This window comes from Corynebacterium sp. 22-2729, assembly GCF_053479475.1.
In genome coordinates this window covers 1-14,775 of record NZ_JBRBCA010000004.1, presented here as the reverse complement: position 1 = coordinate 14,775, position 14,775 = coordinate 1, and the positions used below count along the sequence as shown (strand labels likewise).

Genomic DNA, 14,775 nt, shown 5'->3' with positions numbered 1-14,775 from the left:
GATGCCTTCCCTATTGTCGGGCTTGTCCAGCTTGTCCGGCTGCCTATTTGATAGCTGCCAGTGAGGCTCGTAGAAGTGCGGAGGCATCCGGAGCCGACTGTTCTGGCCACTGCGCCAATACGTTCTCGACGGTACTCTGCGCCTTCGATTCGGTGAAGCCTAAGCCCGTGAGCGCCTCGATGACCTGCTCACGTACGCCGAAGGAAACCGCTTGCACATCAGCGGCAGCCCCGGTAGCCCCGGCAATACCCGCAGCAATGCCGTCGGCAATCTCACCGAGATCTGCAACCTTGCCCTTGAGATCCACCGCCATGCGCTCTGCCAAGCGCTTGCCCACGCCAGGAGCTTTTTGCAACGTCTTGTGGTCACCATTGGAAACAGCCAAAGCTAGTTCCTGTGGCGAAATCACCGACAAAATGGCCAATGCGAGCCGTGCTCCCACGCCGGAGACGGACTGCAACGTAGCAAAGGCACGTTTTTCGTCGCGATCTTTAAACACGTAGAGGGTTTGGGAATCCTCGCGCACCACCATAGCGGTGGTCACAAACACCTCCTCACCGCGTGGCAAGTCGCCAATGGTTGTGGCCGTGCCCATGCACTCATAGCCCACACCGCCACACTCGATGACTACAAAATCGAGACCTTTGTCAATGACGGTTCCGCGCAGCGATGCGATCATGGTTTCCCCTTTACTAGATGGTTCAACGGTGCCCTCCAGCAGTGGCATACGGCCAGTGCCAATGCATCCGCCGCGTCCGGTGGCTTTGGCGGTTCACTGAGCCCCAGGATGCGGGTAATCATGCGCGTCATCTGCCCCTTATCCGCCCGCCCATTGCCGCTGATGGACTTCTTCACCTCACTAGGTGTGTACATGTGCACTTCTACCCCACGCTTGGCCGCCGCCAGCATCAACACTCCGGAGGCGTGGGCAGTATTCATCACCGTAGACACATTCGACCGTTCAAACACGCGCTCTAGTGCTACAACGTGTGGTTGGTAGTCGTCGAACCATTGTTCTACCGCCTCAAAAAGCTTGTGCAGGCGCCGCTCCAGCGGCATGTCCGCTGGAGTGCGCACCACCCCCACAGCTACGGGATACACAGCCCGCCCCTTCCCCGCTTGCACTACGGAAAGTCCGCAGCGGGTCAGCCCAGGGTCAATCCCCATAACCCGCAGCCCCGCCAGCGAAGTCGGACCGCCGGCGGGACTACCCCAGGCTGAATTGTTTGGAATACTCATCGTGCTACCAAGAATAGCACAGGTGTTCCAAAACTAGTCGTTGAGCTCCGCTAGGACCTCTTCGCTCAAATCCATATTGGTGAACACATTTTGTACATCGTCGGAATCTTCCAGAGCATCAATCAGGTTAAATACCTTCTTTGCGGTGGACGCATCCGCCGGAACCTCCATGGAGGCACGGAAGTCGAGCTCAACCGAGTCGTAATCGATTTTTGCTGCCTTTAGCGCGTCGCGCACCGCGTTCATATCGCTGGATTCACACACGACTTCGAACTTGTCGCCAATGTCGTTAACCTCTTCCGCCCCGGCATCCAGCACGGCCATCAGAATATCGTCCTCGCTGTACTCGCCCTTTTCGAGCACGGCCACACCCTTGCGCGTAAACAAGTAGGACACCGAGCCCGCATCGGCCATGTTGCCGCCGTTTTTATTCATAGCGGTACGTACATCGGTTGCAGCGCGGTTGCGGTTATCAGTCAGACACTCGATCAGCATCGCTACACCATTGGGTCCATAACCTTCGTACATGACGGTTTCCCAGTTCGCGCCACCGGACTCTTCACCGGAACCACGCTTACGGGCACGCTCAATGTTGTCGTTGGGTACCGAGGACTTCTTGGCCTTCGTGATTGCGTCCTGCAGCGTTGGGTTCGCGCTGGGATCGCCACCACCGGTGCGAGCCGCCACTTCGATGTTCTTAATCAGCTTGGCAAATTCCTTACCACGCTTCGCGTCGTTGGCAGCCTTCTTGTGCTTAGTTGTTGCCCATTTGGAGTGGCCGGACATGTTCCTCTTTCGGTAGTCGGGTTTGTCTTTATCGAGTCCATACTAGACCCCTTCCGCACCGGCACTGTCACACGCATCGTATTTTTTGGTGATGTCCCCTCACCGCACCACCACAGTTAGCCTGCTGCGCGGTGTTCCTCGACCATCCGCACAAAGTAGCTGTGCACCCGGTCATCCTCGGAAAGTTCCGGGTGGAAGCTGCATCCCAGTACATGCCCCTGGCGTACGCCGACAATCGTTCCATCTGGCAAGGAGGACACAACCTCGACACTATCGCCCACTTCCTCCACCTTGGGAGCGCGAATAAACACGGCCTCCACGGGCGTGTCGATATCTCCGAACGGCAGCTGCGTCTCAAAGGAATCCACCTGCCGACCGAACGCGTTGCGTCTGACTGAGATGTCCATTGCGTGCAGACTATGGGCGTCAGCACGAATATCAAGAACCCGGTCGGCCAAAAGAATCAATCCAGCACAAGTACCGAACACCGGCAGGCCGTCGGCAATCGCGGCGCGCAGCGGCTCCAGCATTCCACCGAGCTCTAGCAGTTTGGACATGGTGGTGGATTCGCCGCCGGGAAGGATTAGACCATCCAGCCCCTCTAAGTGTTCGGTGCGACGCACAGCGCGAGCCTCATGACCCAAACGTTCAATACTGCGCATATGCTCAACGAAGCCGCCCTGAACGCTTAGCACGCCAATAATCAATGTTCTATTGCTCCTTTAACGGAACCGACTGGGCACCTTCGCGCAGACTGCGGGTCAGACCCTCCTGGGTCACCACAGCCACAAGGTCACCCTGCTGGTTAAAGATTCTTCCGTGGGTTAGTGCTCGTCCGCCGTGTGCGGACGGGGAAATCTGGTCGTACAACAGCCATTCATCAGCGCGGAAAGGCCGCAGGAACCACATGGCGTGATCCAGCGAGGCCTCTTGGAACTCCGCCGGACGGTGCGGTACCAGCGCCGAGGACAACAACGTCATATCCGACATGTAGGCCAGGGTGCACACGTGCAAGGTGTCCACATCCGGCAACCGGGTTTTAGTACGGAACCACACCACCTGCTGGGAAGCCGTGTACTTGTTGTGCTCGTAGTCTTCCGGAGGAACGATGCGAACATCCCAATCAGCCCACTCGTCGCGGAAGAGGCGCTGCACTCGACTCAGAGAATCGGTATCCACCACAATGGACTCCGGATCTGGCACTGCCCGCATCTCGTCGGAGTGCTGCGGACCATGATCGTTCCGGATGTGGAAGCTGGCCTGCATAATGAAAATTGCCTTACCGTCCTGCAACACCTTGACAGAACGGGAGACAAAAGAGCGACCGTCGCGTACGCGGTCAACCAACATCACCGTCGGCACGTCGGGATTACCAGGACCTACAAAGTAGCCATGCAGTGAATGCACGCTGAACTCGTCACTCACTGTGCGAGTAGCCGCAACCAGAGCCTGCGCGGCAACCTGTCCACCATAGGTACGTGCCAACTTCGACGGCAGTGGACTGCCGCGGAAGATGTCACGGTCGATGCGCTCCAGATCCAGGACATCCAGGATCTTCGGACGGTGCGGGCTCATTACCAGCCGCGCTCTGCCAGTCGGTGCGGCTGCGGGATCTCGTCGACATTAATGCCCACCATAGCCTCACCCAATCCACGAGATACCTTGGCAATCGTTGCCGGGTCGTCGTAGTTCTGGGTGGCCTGCACAATAGCGCGAGCACGCTGCTCCGGGTTGCCGGACTTAAAGATGCCAGAGCCAACGAATACGCCCTCTGCGCCTAGCTGCATCATCATCGCTGCGTCGGCTGGGGTGGCGATGCCGCCAGCGGTGAACAGTACTACCGGAAGCTTGCCATTTGCGGCGACCTCGCGAACCAGCTCATAAGGAGCCTGCAGTTCCTTGGCTGCAACGTACAGTTCATCTTCAGCCATGGAGGTAAGGCGGTTAATCTCCGCGCGGATGGTGCGCATGTGTGTCACAGCGTTGGACACGTCTCCGGTGCCAGCTTCGCCCTTGGAACGAATCATCGCTGCGCCCTCGTTAATGCGACGCAGAGCCTCGCCCAGGTTCGTAGCACCGCAGACAAAAGGAACCTCGAAGTCGAACTTGTCGATGTGGTTCTTGTAGTCGGCGGGGGTCAGTACCTCGGACTCATCGATGAAATCGACGCCCAGGGACTGCAGAACCTGTGCCTCGACGAAGTGACCGATGCGTGCTTTAGCCATTACCGGGATCGAAACGGCGTTAATGATTCCTTCGATCATGTCCGGGTCGGACATACGAGAAACGCCACCCTCAGCGCGGATATCGGCGGGCACGCGCTCCAACGCCATGACGGCGGTTGCGCCGGCATCCTCGGCGATCTTTGCCTGCTCTGGGGTAACGACGTCCATAATGACGCCGCCCTTGAGCATGTCAGCCAGGCCACGCTTCACGCGAGCGGTGCCGGTGTTCGCAACAGGAGAATTAGTAGTCACGATGCTTAATGTCCCATCTTTGAAGAGTGTTAGATCCGTTCTAGTCTAACCTGTCTAGTTCCCGATCCCGCTATTGGGGATTGGCTTATTGGCCTTCCCTACCGCCAGTCTCTTTCGAAGCATCCTGAGAAGCGTCTTGTGAAGAGCCCCGTGAAGAGCCTTGCGAAGACGAACCTTGGGAGGGCGCAGGACTAGAGAGTAATGCCTCGTAGTACTCCGGAAGCGGCGCACGACCTGCCAACCGAAGTCCACGCACCAAAGGACGCGTACGCACGCTTAGGGTGTCAGATACTGCGTCATTGTAGAAACGCGCGGCCAGGTCTACCTTTGCGGAGGCCTCCAGAAAACTGGGGTTGGACCATACCTCCTGCTTGAGCACGCCAAGTAGTTCGTTTTCCACCTCACTGCGTGCCCCCATATCGGTAGCTCGCAGAGCCACCCGGTTCACCTTTGCTACTTCTTGCCCCAGTTCCGGCTGCAACGCAGCGATAACGCTAGAACGAGAGTGCAGCGCGCCCTCCAGGCTGACGCGAGCCGAGTCTGTGCGAATGTGCAATCGATTCAGCCTGCTAGCCATTCCGGATGCCCAAATAGCGATGCAGACAACCAAGATCAGCACCAGCGCGGCGATAAATGCCCACACGGGGAGAGTGATCATGCCAAAGTCACCTTTCTGCCTTTGACGGTCACAGTGTCATAGACCTGTTCCACCTGATCGGTCACCGTCTGCCAGTCGAAATCCACCGCTCGCGTCGAACCCGCAGCCACCAACGAATTCCGGGCGGCGTCATCGCGCAGCAACCCCACGGCCTTGTCTGCCAGATCAGCTGCCGAACCATTACTAAATAAGCGCGCGGAAACACCGTGCTGCCCCACGGCTTCAAAAGCGGGGATATCACTGGCAAGCACCGCGGCTCCGGCTGCCATACCTTCAACAAGGACGATTCCAAAGCTCTCACCGCCGGTGTTCGGCGCCACATAAACATCGCTGGCGCTGAGCGCACTGGCTTTGTCTGCGTCACTCACACGCCCGAGCACCCGCACGTGGGCGTCACTAGGCCCAAGCCCTACGGTGGCCGACAGCCCCAAATCCCTCACACGCTCCACCAGGGCATCCATATCTCCACCACCTGCGATTATCAGCTCTACCTGCGGAACTTCCGCAACGATGCGTGGCATCGCTTCAAGCAAAATCTGCAGTCCCTTACGGGGCTCTTCAAAGCGGCCGAGGAACATCAGACGCGGGCGGTGCTCCCCCGGCGAATCCAAACCGGCCAGAGGTTGTGCGCCGCGGTAAACACTGGTTTCCACCCCATTGGGAATAAGCACCGGGTCGCCAGCCAGGTTTTCGACCTGCCAGCGCCGTGCCTCCTCAGACACCGCAATGCCACCGTGGATACGTTCCAGATACGGGCGCAAAAACGGCAGAGCCATTTTAAGAACCTTCGACTCACTGGCCGACGCATGATACGTCGCTACGATAGGCCCTTCGGCCACTGCCATAGCGATCATCGAATAAGACGGTGAATTCGGCTCGTGGATGTGCAGCAAATCAAACTGATTGTCACGGATCCACTGCTTTAGATGTTTCTTTGTACGCGGCCCGAAACTCAAACGCGCAACGGAACCGTTATAGCGGATAGGAATACTGGAACCGCCCAGTTCCACGAAATCCGGCAATCCATCAGCTGACTTACCCGGCCCGATCAGACTTACCTCGTGGCCGCGCTTCCGCAGCTCAGTGCAAAGGTCAATGGCGTGAATCTGCACGCCGCCCGGTTCGTCAAAGGAGTACGGGCACACCATCCCGATTCTCATGCGTCCTCCCCTGGTGCCTCTTCCAACCCGAGACGCTGTCGCCGAGACTGTGAGAGATCCGCAAACCACAGTGGCTGTAGCAGGTGCCAATCCTGCGGATCCTGGGCGATTCCGCGAGCAAAATTATCGGCCATTTCCTGCACTATCTGCTGCAGAGTCTGCCCTTCTACTGCCACCGGTGTAACCTCGTGCTCCCAGGTTTCGGGGCCACCGCGCCGTACAGGAGTGGGATCCGTCGAGCCCCCGCGGAAGGCAACTCGAGCAGTGAACAGATTCGCCCCGGTGCGCTGTGCCAACAATGCAGCACCAGCTGGCATGGAGGTCTTTTCCCCAAAGAACTCCACTTCCACCCCGCGCCCAGTCAGATCCCGTTCCCCCATGAGGCACACCGTCCCACCGCCGCGCAAGACTTCCTCCATCTGCTCCAGCGGCGGCACCGCCGATCCGGTCAGCGCAATGATCTTAAACCCAAGAGATTCGCGGTACTCCACAAATGCCTCGAAGAGGCTCTCCGGCTTCAGCCGTTCTGCCACGGTTGTGAAGGTGCCATAGTGGTGGACCAGCCATACTCCGGCCATATCCCAGTTACCGGCGTGTGGCAGTGCGATCACCGTCCCGCGTCCCGATTGCGCGCTGGCATGCAATAGTTCAAGGGACCCCGGAACGAAGTTGCGGTTGAGTTCCTCGGCCAGCTCGCGCCCCGCCATCGCAGGCAATTGGAAGGCTTCGCGCCAATAGCGCATATAACTGCGCATGGAGCGGCGAACGAGGTCGCGCGTCACGTTTTCTGGTCCGACGACGCGGGCGAGGTTGCGGCGGAGTTGTTCTGGCCCCTTGCCTTTTTTGGACGCCACGTCTGCGCCCCATTCAAACAAAACTTTCGCCAATGGCTTCGGCAACCTGGAGGTCACCTTCCAACCCGCGATATATGCCGCGGCAGTGAGCTTCTCCTTCACTTGTTTCCACCCCCATCCGACGGAAACTCTCGGGCTCCCTCGGGTGCGGCGATGGTCTGAGATGCGGCGTCGGAACGAGCCACGATAACCAAACGCTCGATGACCGTATACAGCGAGCCGGCAGCTAGGATCCACAGTCCCCACGCCAATACATGGGGTATCCCTAGCCCGCCGAGGCCCACGGCCACCAACGAGATGATGAGGCGTTCCGGCCTCTCAACAAGGCCGCCAACAACCTTGATCCCGGAGGCTTCGGCGCGCGCCTTTACATAGCTGGTGACTTGGCTGGCAACGAGGATCACCAGACAGACAGCCATCATGACCTCGTTGGTGGGATCCTGCAGGCCAAACCACAGCACCAGTGCACCGAAGATGGCGCCGTCGCTAAGACGGTCACAAGTGGCATCGAGGGTAGCGCCGAAGCGGGTACCTCCCCCGCGCATGCGCGCCATAGTGCCGTCCACCATATCCGTGGCGACGGTGAGCCCGATCAGAACCGCGGCCGCGAAGTGGTGATCCGTTGGGATGAGCCAGAGTGCGAAACCAATCGCCAAGAGGGTTCCGAAGATTGTCACTGCATTTGGGGAGATCCCCAGCTTGTGCAGCGTCCGGGCGATCGGTTCAATGATGACCGCGGCGGGACCGCGGCCGTGCACACTAAGCATCGCTGAAGTTTTTCTCCCTTAAAAATCGTGACACGCTAGTCGGCGGAACGAGTGATTCTTTCCCAAGCCTCGGCCAACAGTGCGCGCGTCTCCCGCAGCGTCTGCGGCAGCACTTTGGCACCCGTCATGACTGTCATGAAATTAGCATCACCGACCCACCTGGGCACTATATGTTGGTGCAGGTGTGTCGGAATTGAGCCGCCGGAAGCTTTGCCCAGATTGAGTCCGACATTCACTGCATCGGGCTTCGATACAGCTCGCAGAGCCTTAAGCGCAGTTTTCGTAAACTCCGCTAGCTCCGCGGTTTCTTCATCCGTTAGCTCGGTGTAGTCGGCAACCTGGCGATAAGGAACCACCAGCATGTGCCCGGGGTTATAGGGGTACAGATTCAAAACGCAGTACACCGACTGACCACGGGCGACGATCAGGGCGTCCTCATCCGACTGCTCGGGCAGCGTCGAAAAAGGATCCGCAGAGCGTGTCGTCTTCGCAATGTACTGGGAGCGGTACGGCGCCCACAGCCGCTCCAAGCCGCCTTGCAGGTCCGGTTGAGAGCCAGCGCCCTCGTCGATGTACGCGTCTGCCACTGCGGCCTTCCTCCTTATGCCTCCGCCAACGGCTGAACCAGTTCCGCGCTGGGCTGATCGTTGCGACGTTCGCTGATCCAGGTGGAGATGATGCGCAACGCAACATCGCGCGGAACGCCGTTGACCTGAGTGCCGTCCAGGAAGCGGAAGCTCACTGCTCCCGCCTCTACGTCCCGGCCACCGACCAGCAACATGAAAGGAACCTTGCCGGTGGTGTGGTTACGGATCTTCTTCTGCATGCGATCATCGGAGGTATCAACCTCGGCGCGAATGCCCTTCGCACGCAGCTCGGCGGAGAAGTCCTCGAGATACTCGTTGAACTCGTCCGCGACGGGAATGCCCACAACCTGGTGTGGGGCGAGCCAGGCCGGGAAAGCACCTGCGTAGTGCTCCAGCAGCACGCCAAAGAAACGCTCAATGGAGCCGAAGAGGGCACGGTGAATCATGATCGGGCGTTGCTTAGAACCATCCGGGGCGGTGTACTCGAGGTTGAAACGCTCCGGTAGGTTGAAGTCCAACTGTACGGTGGACATCTGCCAGGTACGTCCGATGGCGTCGCGAGCCTGTACAGAAATCTTCGGGCCGTAGAAGGCTGCACCTGCCGGGTCCGGAACCAGCTCCAGACCCGACTTGGTGGCCACACGCTCCAGGATCTCGGTGGAGCGCTCCCAGATCTCATCACTGCCAACGAATTTGTTCGGGTCCTTAGTGGATAGCTCTAGGTAAAAGTCGTCCAGGCCGTAGTCGCGAAGCAGGGAAATGATGAACTCCAGCACCGTGGTCAGCTCTTGCTCTAGCTGATCTTCAGTGCAGTAGATGTGGGCGTCATCCTGAGTAAAACCACGAGCGCGAGTCAGGCCATGGATCACGCCGGACTTTTCGTAGCGATACACAGTGCCGAACTCGAACAAACGCAATGGCAGCTCTCGGTAGGAGCGACCGCGTGAGGCGAAGATCAGGTTGTGCATCGGGCAGTTCATCGGCTTGGCGTAATAATCCTGCGCCGGCTTGGTGACATTGCCCTCCTCGTCGGTTTCCCCGTCCAGCTGCATGGGTGGGAACATACCGTCGGCGTAGAAGTCCAAGTGGCCGGACTTCTTAAACAAGTCGCCCTTGGTGATGTGCGGGGTATTAACGAAGCTATAGCCGGAGGCAATGTGGCGCTTTCGGGAGTGCTCCTCCATCTCCAGACGCACAATTCCGCCAGCTGGGTGGAATACCGGGAAGCCCGATCCGATCTCATCCGGGAAGCTGAATAGATCCAATTCCTGGCCCAGGCGACGGTGATCGCGCTTTTCTGCCTCGGCCATCATCGTCTGGTAGTCGGCCAGCGCTTCCTTCGATTCCCACGCGGTGCCGTAGATACGTTGCAGACCGGCCTTGGACTGGTCACCTCGCCAGTAGGCAGCGGAGGAACGCGTCAATGCAAAGGCCGGGATGTAACGAGTGGTGGGCACGTGCGGGCCACGGCAGAGGTCGTACCACTCAACCTCGCCGGTGCGCGGGTTGACGTTGCTGTACGCGGTCAGCTCACCAGACCCGACCTCGACGGCTTCGTCGGAATCCGGATCCACATTGCCCTTATCGGCAATCAGCTCGGTCTTAAAAGGCTCTTCCGTGTATTCGGCACGGGCCTGCTCGACATCTCCATATGCCTTACGTTCGAACTTCTGGCCAGACTTGATGATCTTCTTCATCGTCTTTTCCAGCTTGTTCAAATCCTCCGGAGTGAAGGGCTCTGGAACCTGGAAGTCGTAGTAGAAGCCGTTGTCGATGGCAGGGCCGATACCTAACTTGGCACCAGGGAACTCCTTTTGCACAGCCTGCGCCAAAACGTGGGCGCAAGAGTGGCGAATGACCCCTCGCCCCTCGTCGGTGTTGGCTGGAACGGCAGTAACCTCAATGTCCTGCTCCGGGGCCCACGAAAGGTCGCGCAACTGGCCCGCGTTGTCCCCCTCAGCTTCCTTGACACAGACAATGGCCTCTGGCCCCTTGTTCGGCAACCCCAGCTCGCGCATTGCGGCGCCGGCGGGTGTGCCGGCTGGCACTCGGAAGGTAACGGGTGCTTGATTCGCTTCGGCGGCTGGGTTGTTTGCGGGGGTACTCACTTGTAGATCGCGCTCCTTCTCGGGCTTTCAGTGACGGTCACATACCTGGTGACAGTCCTCAACGACCGTAGATTCTACCCCTCTAGGAACTGCTGGCCCCAGTACGCCCCGTTTTGGGTGCCAGGTAGTACCCAGAACACCGCCGAGCCCACGTGAGTAATCCACTTATTCAGGCGATCCTTCTCCGCCAACCGCTTCTGCAGCGGCGTAAAAGCTTCGTCGGGATCGGCCTGGAAGCAGATGAAAATCAATCCGCTGTTGCCCAGAGGGGTGATCTCGTTGTCCCAGTTGTAGGCGCGACGTCGGATACGCGTCCCCTCACCGGCACTGATTCCGACGTGGCTGCGCTCGTCAATCAACGGCAGGCCGTCTTCACCAGTCTTGTTGAGGTCCACTGGGTCGAATTCATCTTTGCCTCCCAGGGGTGCGCCGGTATCCACGTGGCGTCCAAAGACGATCTCGCGCGACTGGCGATCCAGCATCTCCCATGCGGGCATATCGAAGACAATGCGACGTACCACCATGGCGCTGCCGCCCTGGTCGTCCCAGATGGATTCGTCGTATTCCTTGTCTGTTCGGGGGATGGCAGTGCCGTCCTTGAATCCCAACAGATTGCGGGGGGTTTCGCCGGTAGGCGAATCGACAAATCCGCGCTGGGTCCACTTCGGCGTCGCATAATCGCGTCCGCCGCGAGTAAGTACGCGCGCTGCATGGCTGACCGCCGTTAAGTCGTCACCGCAGATCTGCAGTACGACGTCGGCGGCACCAAAATCCTCATTGAGCTTGTCGCCCTTGAATTTGGGAAGCCCGTTGAGGTTCTTCTTCACCCAGGAAGGCGCCTCACCCATCAAGCCTGCATCCTTGATCAGCTTCGGCCCCCACCCCATTGTCACCGTTAGGTTCTGCGGGGCGACGGTCAGCTCATGCTCAAGATCTGCCAGAGCGGTCTCGCCCTGCGTCATTGAGCGCGCATCACCAGTCCAAATCCGCATCAAGCGATTCAAGTTTTTCTTGAGTCCGCCGTTCGGCAAGCCCTCCCTCTTGAGATCGAAGGCCACAACCAGTGCGTGGGTCTGCGAATCTTCCTGGATGCCTGCTTGGTGCGGGCCGTCGAAGGTGATCTTTCTTATTGACGCCTTGTCTCCAGCGGAATCACTTCCAGTCGAAGCATTGGAGTTATCCGTAGTGTTGCAGGCTGCCAGTACCGATGCGGCGCCGGTGGCTCCCAGCCCTGCAAAGAAGCCCCGTCGGGAGAGCTTATGGCTCGTGGCGGGCTTAGAGGCTGTGGGCTCGGGATTCCAAGCGTCAAAGTAATTAGAGCGCGAATGTACGGGGTCAGGCATGGCGATTAGTGATTGTGCTCGTGCATGTGCTCGTGATCATGCATGCCGTCCATTTCGCCACTCTTCTCGGCGCTCTTCTCGCCACCACTGTGGTCGTAGTGCTCGTGGGTGGACTGCTGGACGCGGACCGGAATGTTATCGAGCTTGTATTCCTTGCCGTCTTTGTCCACGAGGGTCAGATTTAGAGAGTCACCGGCGGAGAGTTCTTCCTTGACCTCCATGATCATGATGTGGTCGCCACCTGGCTCGAGCACCTTGTCCTCGCCAGCTGGAACAACGAACTCGGAGACCTGCTTCATCTTGCCGTCCTTATCGACGGTGTGCAGTTGATAGTCGGCTCCTTCGATGTCACCCTTTACCTCGGAAATCGAGATGTCCTTGTCGCTGCCATTGTGCAGGGTGCCGAAGGCTGCGGTCATCGACTTCTCAGTGCTCTTAGCGGTGACGTACGCATCGCTAATCTTTAGCTCTTGATTATCATTCGCTTCACTCGCACCGTCCTTAGCTGCGGAGGACTCAGCCGCTGAAGTCGCTGTAGAGGGATCCTTCTTGTCTTCCCCACTATCGGAGCATGCGGACAAAACCAAAGCACCACTTAGTGCGATGGCAACCATGGATGCAGCGCGCTTCTTGGAAGCGTTGAGGGAGGTCAGAGACATAACGAACCTTTCGTTCAAAAAGGCGTTGGGAGCCTGCCACCATCACTCCCCGACCCGGGGTACGCCCCGGGACGGACAAGTTGTGCGAACCCTAGTGGTTCGCGTGCTGGTTGGCAGCACCCGACGCGGATGCTGCGCCGGAGGCGGTTGCCTCGGCGGAATCGGTGGCCATACCGTTCATCTCAGACTCTTCAGTCTGGAGATCAGACTCAGAAGCAGACTCCGTAGCGGACTCAGATTCATTGGAGTCCGTCGCTGCTTCCTGTGTGGACTGAATGCTCGGGGTGGCCGGGCCGGTGGTTGCGGTGTCCTCGCGCGTGCCGCCATCGTTCTCATGCGGAGGGGTGCAGGCGGAAAGTGCAAGGGCAGTAGTCAGAGCCAGTGCGGCGGCGGTTGCAGAGCGGAACTTCTTCACGGGAATTCTCCTGATCAGGTAATCGTCAACTATTCATGAGGCAAAGAACTTCTAGTCTTTCTTCACATCACGAAAGCGTGCGATGGCGATTGCCAAAGCACCTACAATTACGACGATACCGCCCAGGGGCAATAACCAGGAAGGAACACTCGGGGACTGCTCCCCCTGTGCCCCCTCCTTTGATTCACTCCCCGTATCGGAATTGTTGTCGCCACCTTCAGCCTGGAGAGTGAACTCCACGCTGCCGCGGGTCGAGTGACCATCGGAGCTAGTGATCTGGTAGCCCACGATGTACTTCCCGTTTTCCTTCTCAGCCTGCAGGTCCTGCGGGACGTCCAGGCTCAGCTCGCGACCATCCGCTTTCGGCTCTCCACGGAACAGCACCTCACCATCGCGGGACAACGCGAGGGTGTTGAAACCGTCCTGCGGTTCGCCAGAAAACTCCAAAACGAGTTTTTCCGGCAGATGGTCAACCGTGGAGTTGGCCTCCGGGGTGGACTTCAGCACCACATCATGGGCCAAAGCTGGAGAGCTGACCCCAACGGAAGCGACTGCGACCGCACCTGAAACTGCGAGGGCGCGGGCGAGCGGGCGTCCAAAAGAAGAAACACGGCGAGGCATGTAAACGGTGAACCTTTCTGTCACGACACTGCTTACACCTTAGCGCCGAAGCCTGAAACCCTTTTGCCGGGCACACGCTTCGATCGCTGGAGAGGTAGTCGTGTGTGTAACCGCAACGGTTCCCAAGCATGCACGCATGGGGGCGAATGCTGGGGGTAGGAATGCAAAAACCGCCCAGCGATATTGCGCTAGGCGGTGTGCATGGTGGTCCCAACTGGGTTCGAACCAGCGACCTTTCCGGTGTGAACGGAATGCTCTTCCACTGAGCTATGGAACCTTTAGGCTATGTAACCTTAAGCGACCTTGCTGACCGCTGGGAATGAAAGTTACCACCAGCGAACCGCCAAGACCAAAAGCAGTTCGGCCGTAAATTTCAACTATGTAGTTCTAGAGCACCTAGTATGCCTCCTAAACCTCCACCAGAGGGCTTATCTACCTGGTGATTTGTGAACTGCAAGACTAACAGGCTAGTGTTTGTTGTCGCAGCAACGATGCATTGCTCTTGAATGCAAAGCAGAGTGACTGTGAATGCGGATGTAGCGCAGTTGGTAGCGCATCACCTTGCCAAGGTGAGGGTCGCGAGTTCGAGTCTCGTCATCCGCTCCACGCTCAAGCCCTTTCAGGCGGCTTGGGTTGTCGTTTTAGCGCGTTTAGCTCAGCGGGAGAGCGCTTCCCTGACACGGAAGAGGTCACTGGTTCGATCCCAGTATCGCGCACGAGCAGTCGCCGTACTGTTACGGTGGTTGATCAATGCGGATGTAGCGCAGTTGGTAGCGCATCACCTTGCCAAGGTGAGGGTCGCGAGTTCGAGTCTCGTCATCCGCTCCACGGTTCACTAAAGTGGGCCACGAGCAAGATTCTTTCTTGTCGCGGTGGAATGGCTGAGTGGCTTAGGCAACGGTCTGCAAAACCGTGTACACGGGTTCGATTCCCGTTTCCACCTCCACATTCTTTACACATAGTGAACTTTAAAGGCGCGTTTAGCTCAGCGGGAGAGCGCTTCCCTGACACGGAAGAGGTCACTGGTTCGATCCCAGTATCGCGCACGAGCAGTCGCCGTACTGTTACGGTGGTTGATCAATGCGGATGTAGCGCAGTTGG

16 protein-coding genes and 6 tRNA genes are annotated in these 14,775 nt (G+C 58.4%); 5 read left to right on the top strand and 17 right to left on the bottom strand.

The annotated features are described in order from the left end of the window. Window positions 1-43: 43 nt before the first annotated feature. The 17 genes from ruvA to ACUY2T_RS03630 form a co-directional block, all read right to left on the bottom strand. Window positions 44-679: a Holliday junction branch migration protein RuvA gene (gene ruvA / locus ACUY2T_RS03710; protein ID WP_293791549.1), complete on the bottom strand. Its 636-nt coding sequence runs from the start codon at window positions 677-679 to the stop codon at window positions 44-46. Beyond that, window positions 676-1,239 carry a crossover junction endodeoxyribonuclease RuvC gene (ruvC, locus tag ACUY2T_RS03705; RefSeq protein ID WP_293791550.1) on the bottom strand — a complete coding sequence of 188 codons (564 nt, stop codon included), beginning with the start codon at window positions 1,237-1,239 and terminating at the stop codon, window positions 676-678. Before ruvC ends, ruvA begins: the two co-directional genes overlap by 4 nt. Window positions 1,240-1,272: 33 nt before the next feature. Further along, window positions 1,273-2,025, bottom strand: a complete 753-nt coding sequence (locus ACUY2T_RS03700) for a YebC/PmpR family DNA-binding transcriptional regulator (protein WP_448307614.1) — start codon at window positions 2,023-2,025, stop codon at window positions 1,273-1,275. A 116-nt stretch (window positions 2,026-2,141) separates the two neighbouring features. After that, a complete protein-coding gene (gene pdxT, locus ACUY2T_RS03695) occupies window positions 2,142-2,732 on the bottom strand; it encodes a pyridoxal 5'-phosphate synthase glutaminase subunit PdxT (protein ID WP_448307613.1) in 591 nt (196 codons plus the stop codon). A gap of 4 nt (window positions 2,733-2,736) precedes the next feature. Continuing rightward, complete coding sequence (locus ACUY2T_RS03690) at window positions 2,737-3,600, bottom strand: acyl-CoA thioesterase (protein WP_448307612.1); 864 nt, start codon at window positions 3,598-3,600, stop codon at window positions 2,737-2,739. Continuing rightward, window positions 3,600-4,502 carry a pyridoxal 5'-phosphate synthase lyase subunit PdxS gene (gene pdxS, locus ACUY2T_RS03685; protein ID WP_293791554.1) on the bottom strand — a complete coding sequence of 301 codons (903 nt, stop codon included), beginning with the start codon at window positions 4,500-4,502 and terminating at the stop codon, window positions 3,600-3,602. Before pdxS ends, ACUY2T_RS03690 begins: the two co-directional genes overlap by 1 nt. 85 nt (window positions 4,503-4,587) lie before the next feature. Further along, a complete protein-coding gene (locus ACUY2T_RS03680; protein WP_448307611.1) occupies window positions 4,588-5,160 on the bottom strand; it encodes a hypothetical protein in 573 nt (190 codons plus the stop codon). Further along, window positions 5,157-6,320 (bottom strand): glycosyltransferase family 4 protein, encoded by a 1,164-nt coding sequence (locus ACUY2T_RS03675; RefSeq protein WP_448307610.1) that lies wholly within the window; start codon window positions 6,318-6,320, stop codon window positions 5,157-5,159. The genes ACUY2T_RS03680 and ACUY2T_RS03675 overlap by 4 nt, the downstream gene beginning before the upstream one ends. After that, window positions 6,317-7,276 (bottom strand): phosphatidylinositol mannoside acyltransferase, encoded by a 960-nt coding sequence (locus ACUY2T_RS03670; RefSeq protein ID WP_448307609.1) that lies wholly within the window; start codon window positions 7,274-7,276, stop codon window positions 6,317-6,319. The genes ACUY2T_RS03675 and ACUY2T_RS03670 overlap by 4 nt, the downstream gene beginning before the upstream one ends. Continuing rightward, window positions 7,273-7,941, bottom strand: a complete 669-nt coding sequence (pgsA, locus tag ACUY2T_RS03665; RefSeq protein WP_293791559.1) for a phosphatidylinositol phosphate synthase — start codon at window positions 7,939-7,941, stop codon at window positions 7,273-7,275. The genes ACUY2T_RS03670 and pgsA overlap by 4 nt, the downstream gene beginning before the upstream one ends. A gap of 35 nt (window positions 7,942-7,976) precedes the next feature. Then, the gene (locus ACUY2T_RS03660) at window positions 7,977-8,528 is read right to left on the bottom strand and encodes an HIT family protein (protein ID WP_293791560.1); all 552 of its coding nucleotides are present in this window, start codon (window positions 8,526-8,528) and stop codon (window positions 7,977-7,979) included. 14 nt (window positions 8,529-8,542) lie between these two features. Further along, window positions 8,543-10,546 carry a threonine--tRNA ligase gene (gene thrS, locus ACUY2T_RS03655; RefSeq protein ID WP_293791568.1) on the bottom strand — a complete coding sequence of 668 codons (2,004 nt, stop codon included), beginning with the start codon at window positions 10,544-10,546 and terminating at the stop codon, window positions 8,543-8,545. A 164-nt stretch (window positions 10,547-10,710) separates the two neighbouring features. Next, window positions 10,711-11,979, bottom strand: coding sequence for a Dyp-type peroxidase (locus ACUY2T_RS03650; protein WP_448307608.1), 1,269 nt, complete (start codon window positions 11,977-11,979; stop codon window positions 10,711-10,713). Between the two features lie 5 nt (window positions 11,980-11,984). Continuing rightward, window positions 11,985-12,638, bottom strand: coding sequence for a copper chaperone PCu(A)C (locus tag ACUY2T_RS03645; protein ID WP_448307607.1), 654 nt, complete (start codon window positions 12,636-12,638; stop codon window positions 11,985-11,987). Window positions 12,639-12,729: 91 nt separating this feature from the next. Beyond that, the gene (locus ACUY2T_RS03640) at window positions 12,730-13,053 is read right to left on the bottom strand and encodes a hypothetical protein (RefSeq protein WP_293791563.1); all 324 of its coding nucleotides are present in this window, start codon (window positions 13,051-13,053) and stop codon (window positions 12,730-12,732) included. Between the two features lie 51 nt (window positions 13,054-13,104). Continuing rightward, window positions 13,105-13,698 (bottom strand): copper resistance CopC family protein, encoded by a 594-nt coding sequence (locus tag ACUY2T_RS03635; RefSeq protein ID WP_293791564.1) that lies wholly within the window; start codon window positions 13,696-13,698, stop codon window positions 13,105-13,107. Window positions 13,699-13,876: 178 nt separating this feature from the next. Beyond that, a tRNA-Val gene (locus ACUY2T_RS03630) sits at window positions 13,877-13,951 on the bottom strand. A 253-nt stretch (window positions 13,952-14,204) separates the two neighbouring features. Between ACUY2T_RS03630 and ACUY2T_RS03625 the strand changes: the two genes are divergently transcribed. The 5 genes from ACUY2T_RS03625 to ACUY2T_RS03605 all read left to right on the top strand — a co-directional run bounded on the left by ACUY2T_RS03625 (window position 14,205) and on the right by ACUY2T_RS03605 (window position 14,720). Beyond that, window positions 14,205-14,280: transfer RNA gene (locus ACUY2T_RS03625), tRNA-Gly, on the top strand. Window positions 14,281-14,318: 38 nt separating this feature from the next. Next, window positions 14,319-14,390, top strand: a tRNA-Val gene (locus tag ACUY2T_RS03620). A 36-nt stretch (window positions 14,391-14,426) separates the two neighbouring features. Further along, window positions 14,427-14,502 (top strand) — tRNA-Gly (locus ACUY2T_RS03615). 43 nt (window positions 14,503-14,545) lie between these two features. Further along, a tRNA-Cys gene (locus ACUY2T_RS03610) sits at window positions 14,546-14,620 on the top strand. Window positions 14,621-14,648: 28 nt separating this feature from the next. After that, a tRNA-Val gene (locus ACUY2T_RS03605) sits at window positions 14,649-14,720 on the top strand. The last annotated feature ends 55 nt before the right edge of the window (window positions 14,721-14,775 follow it).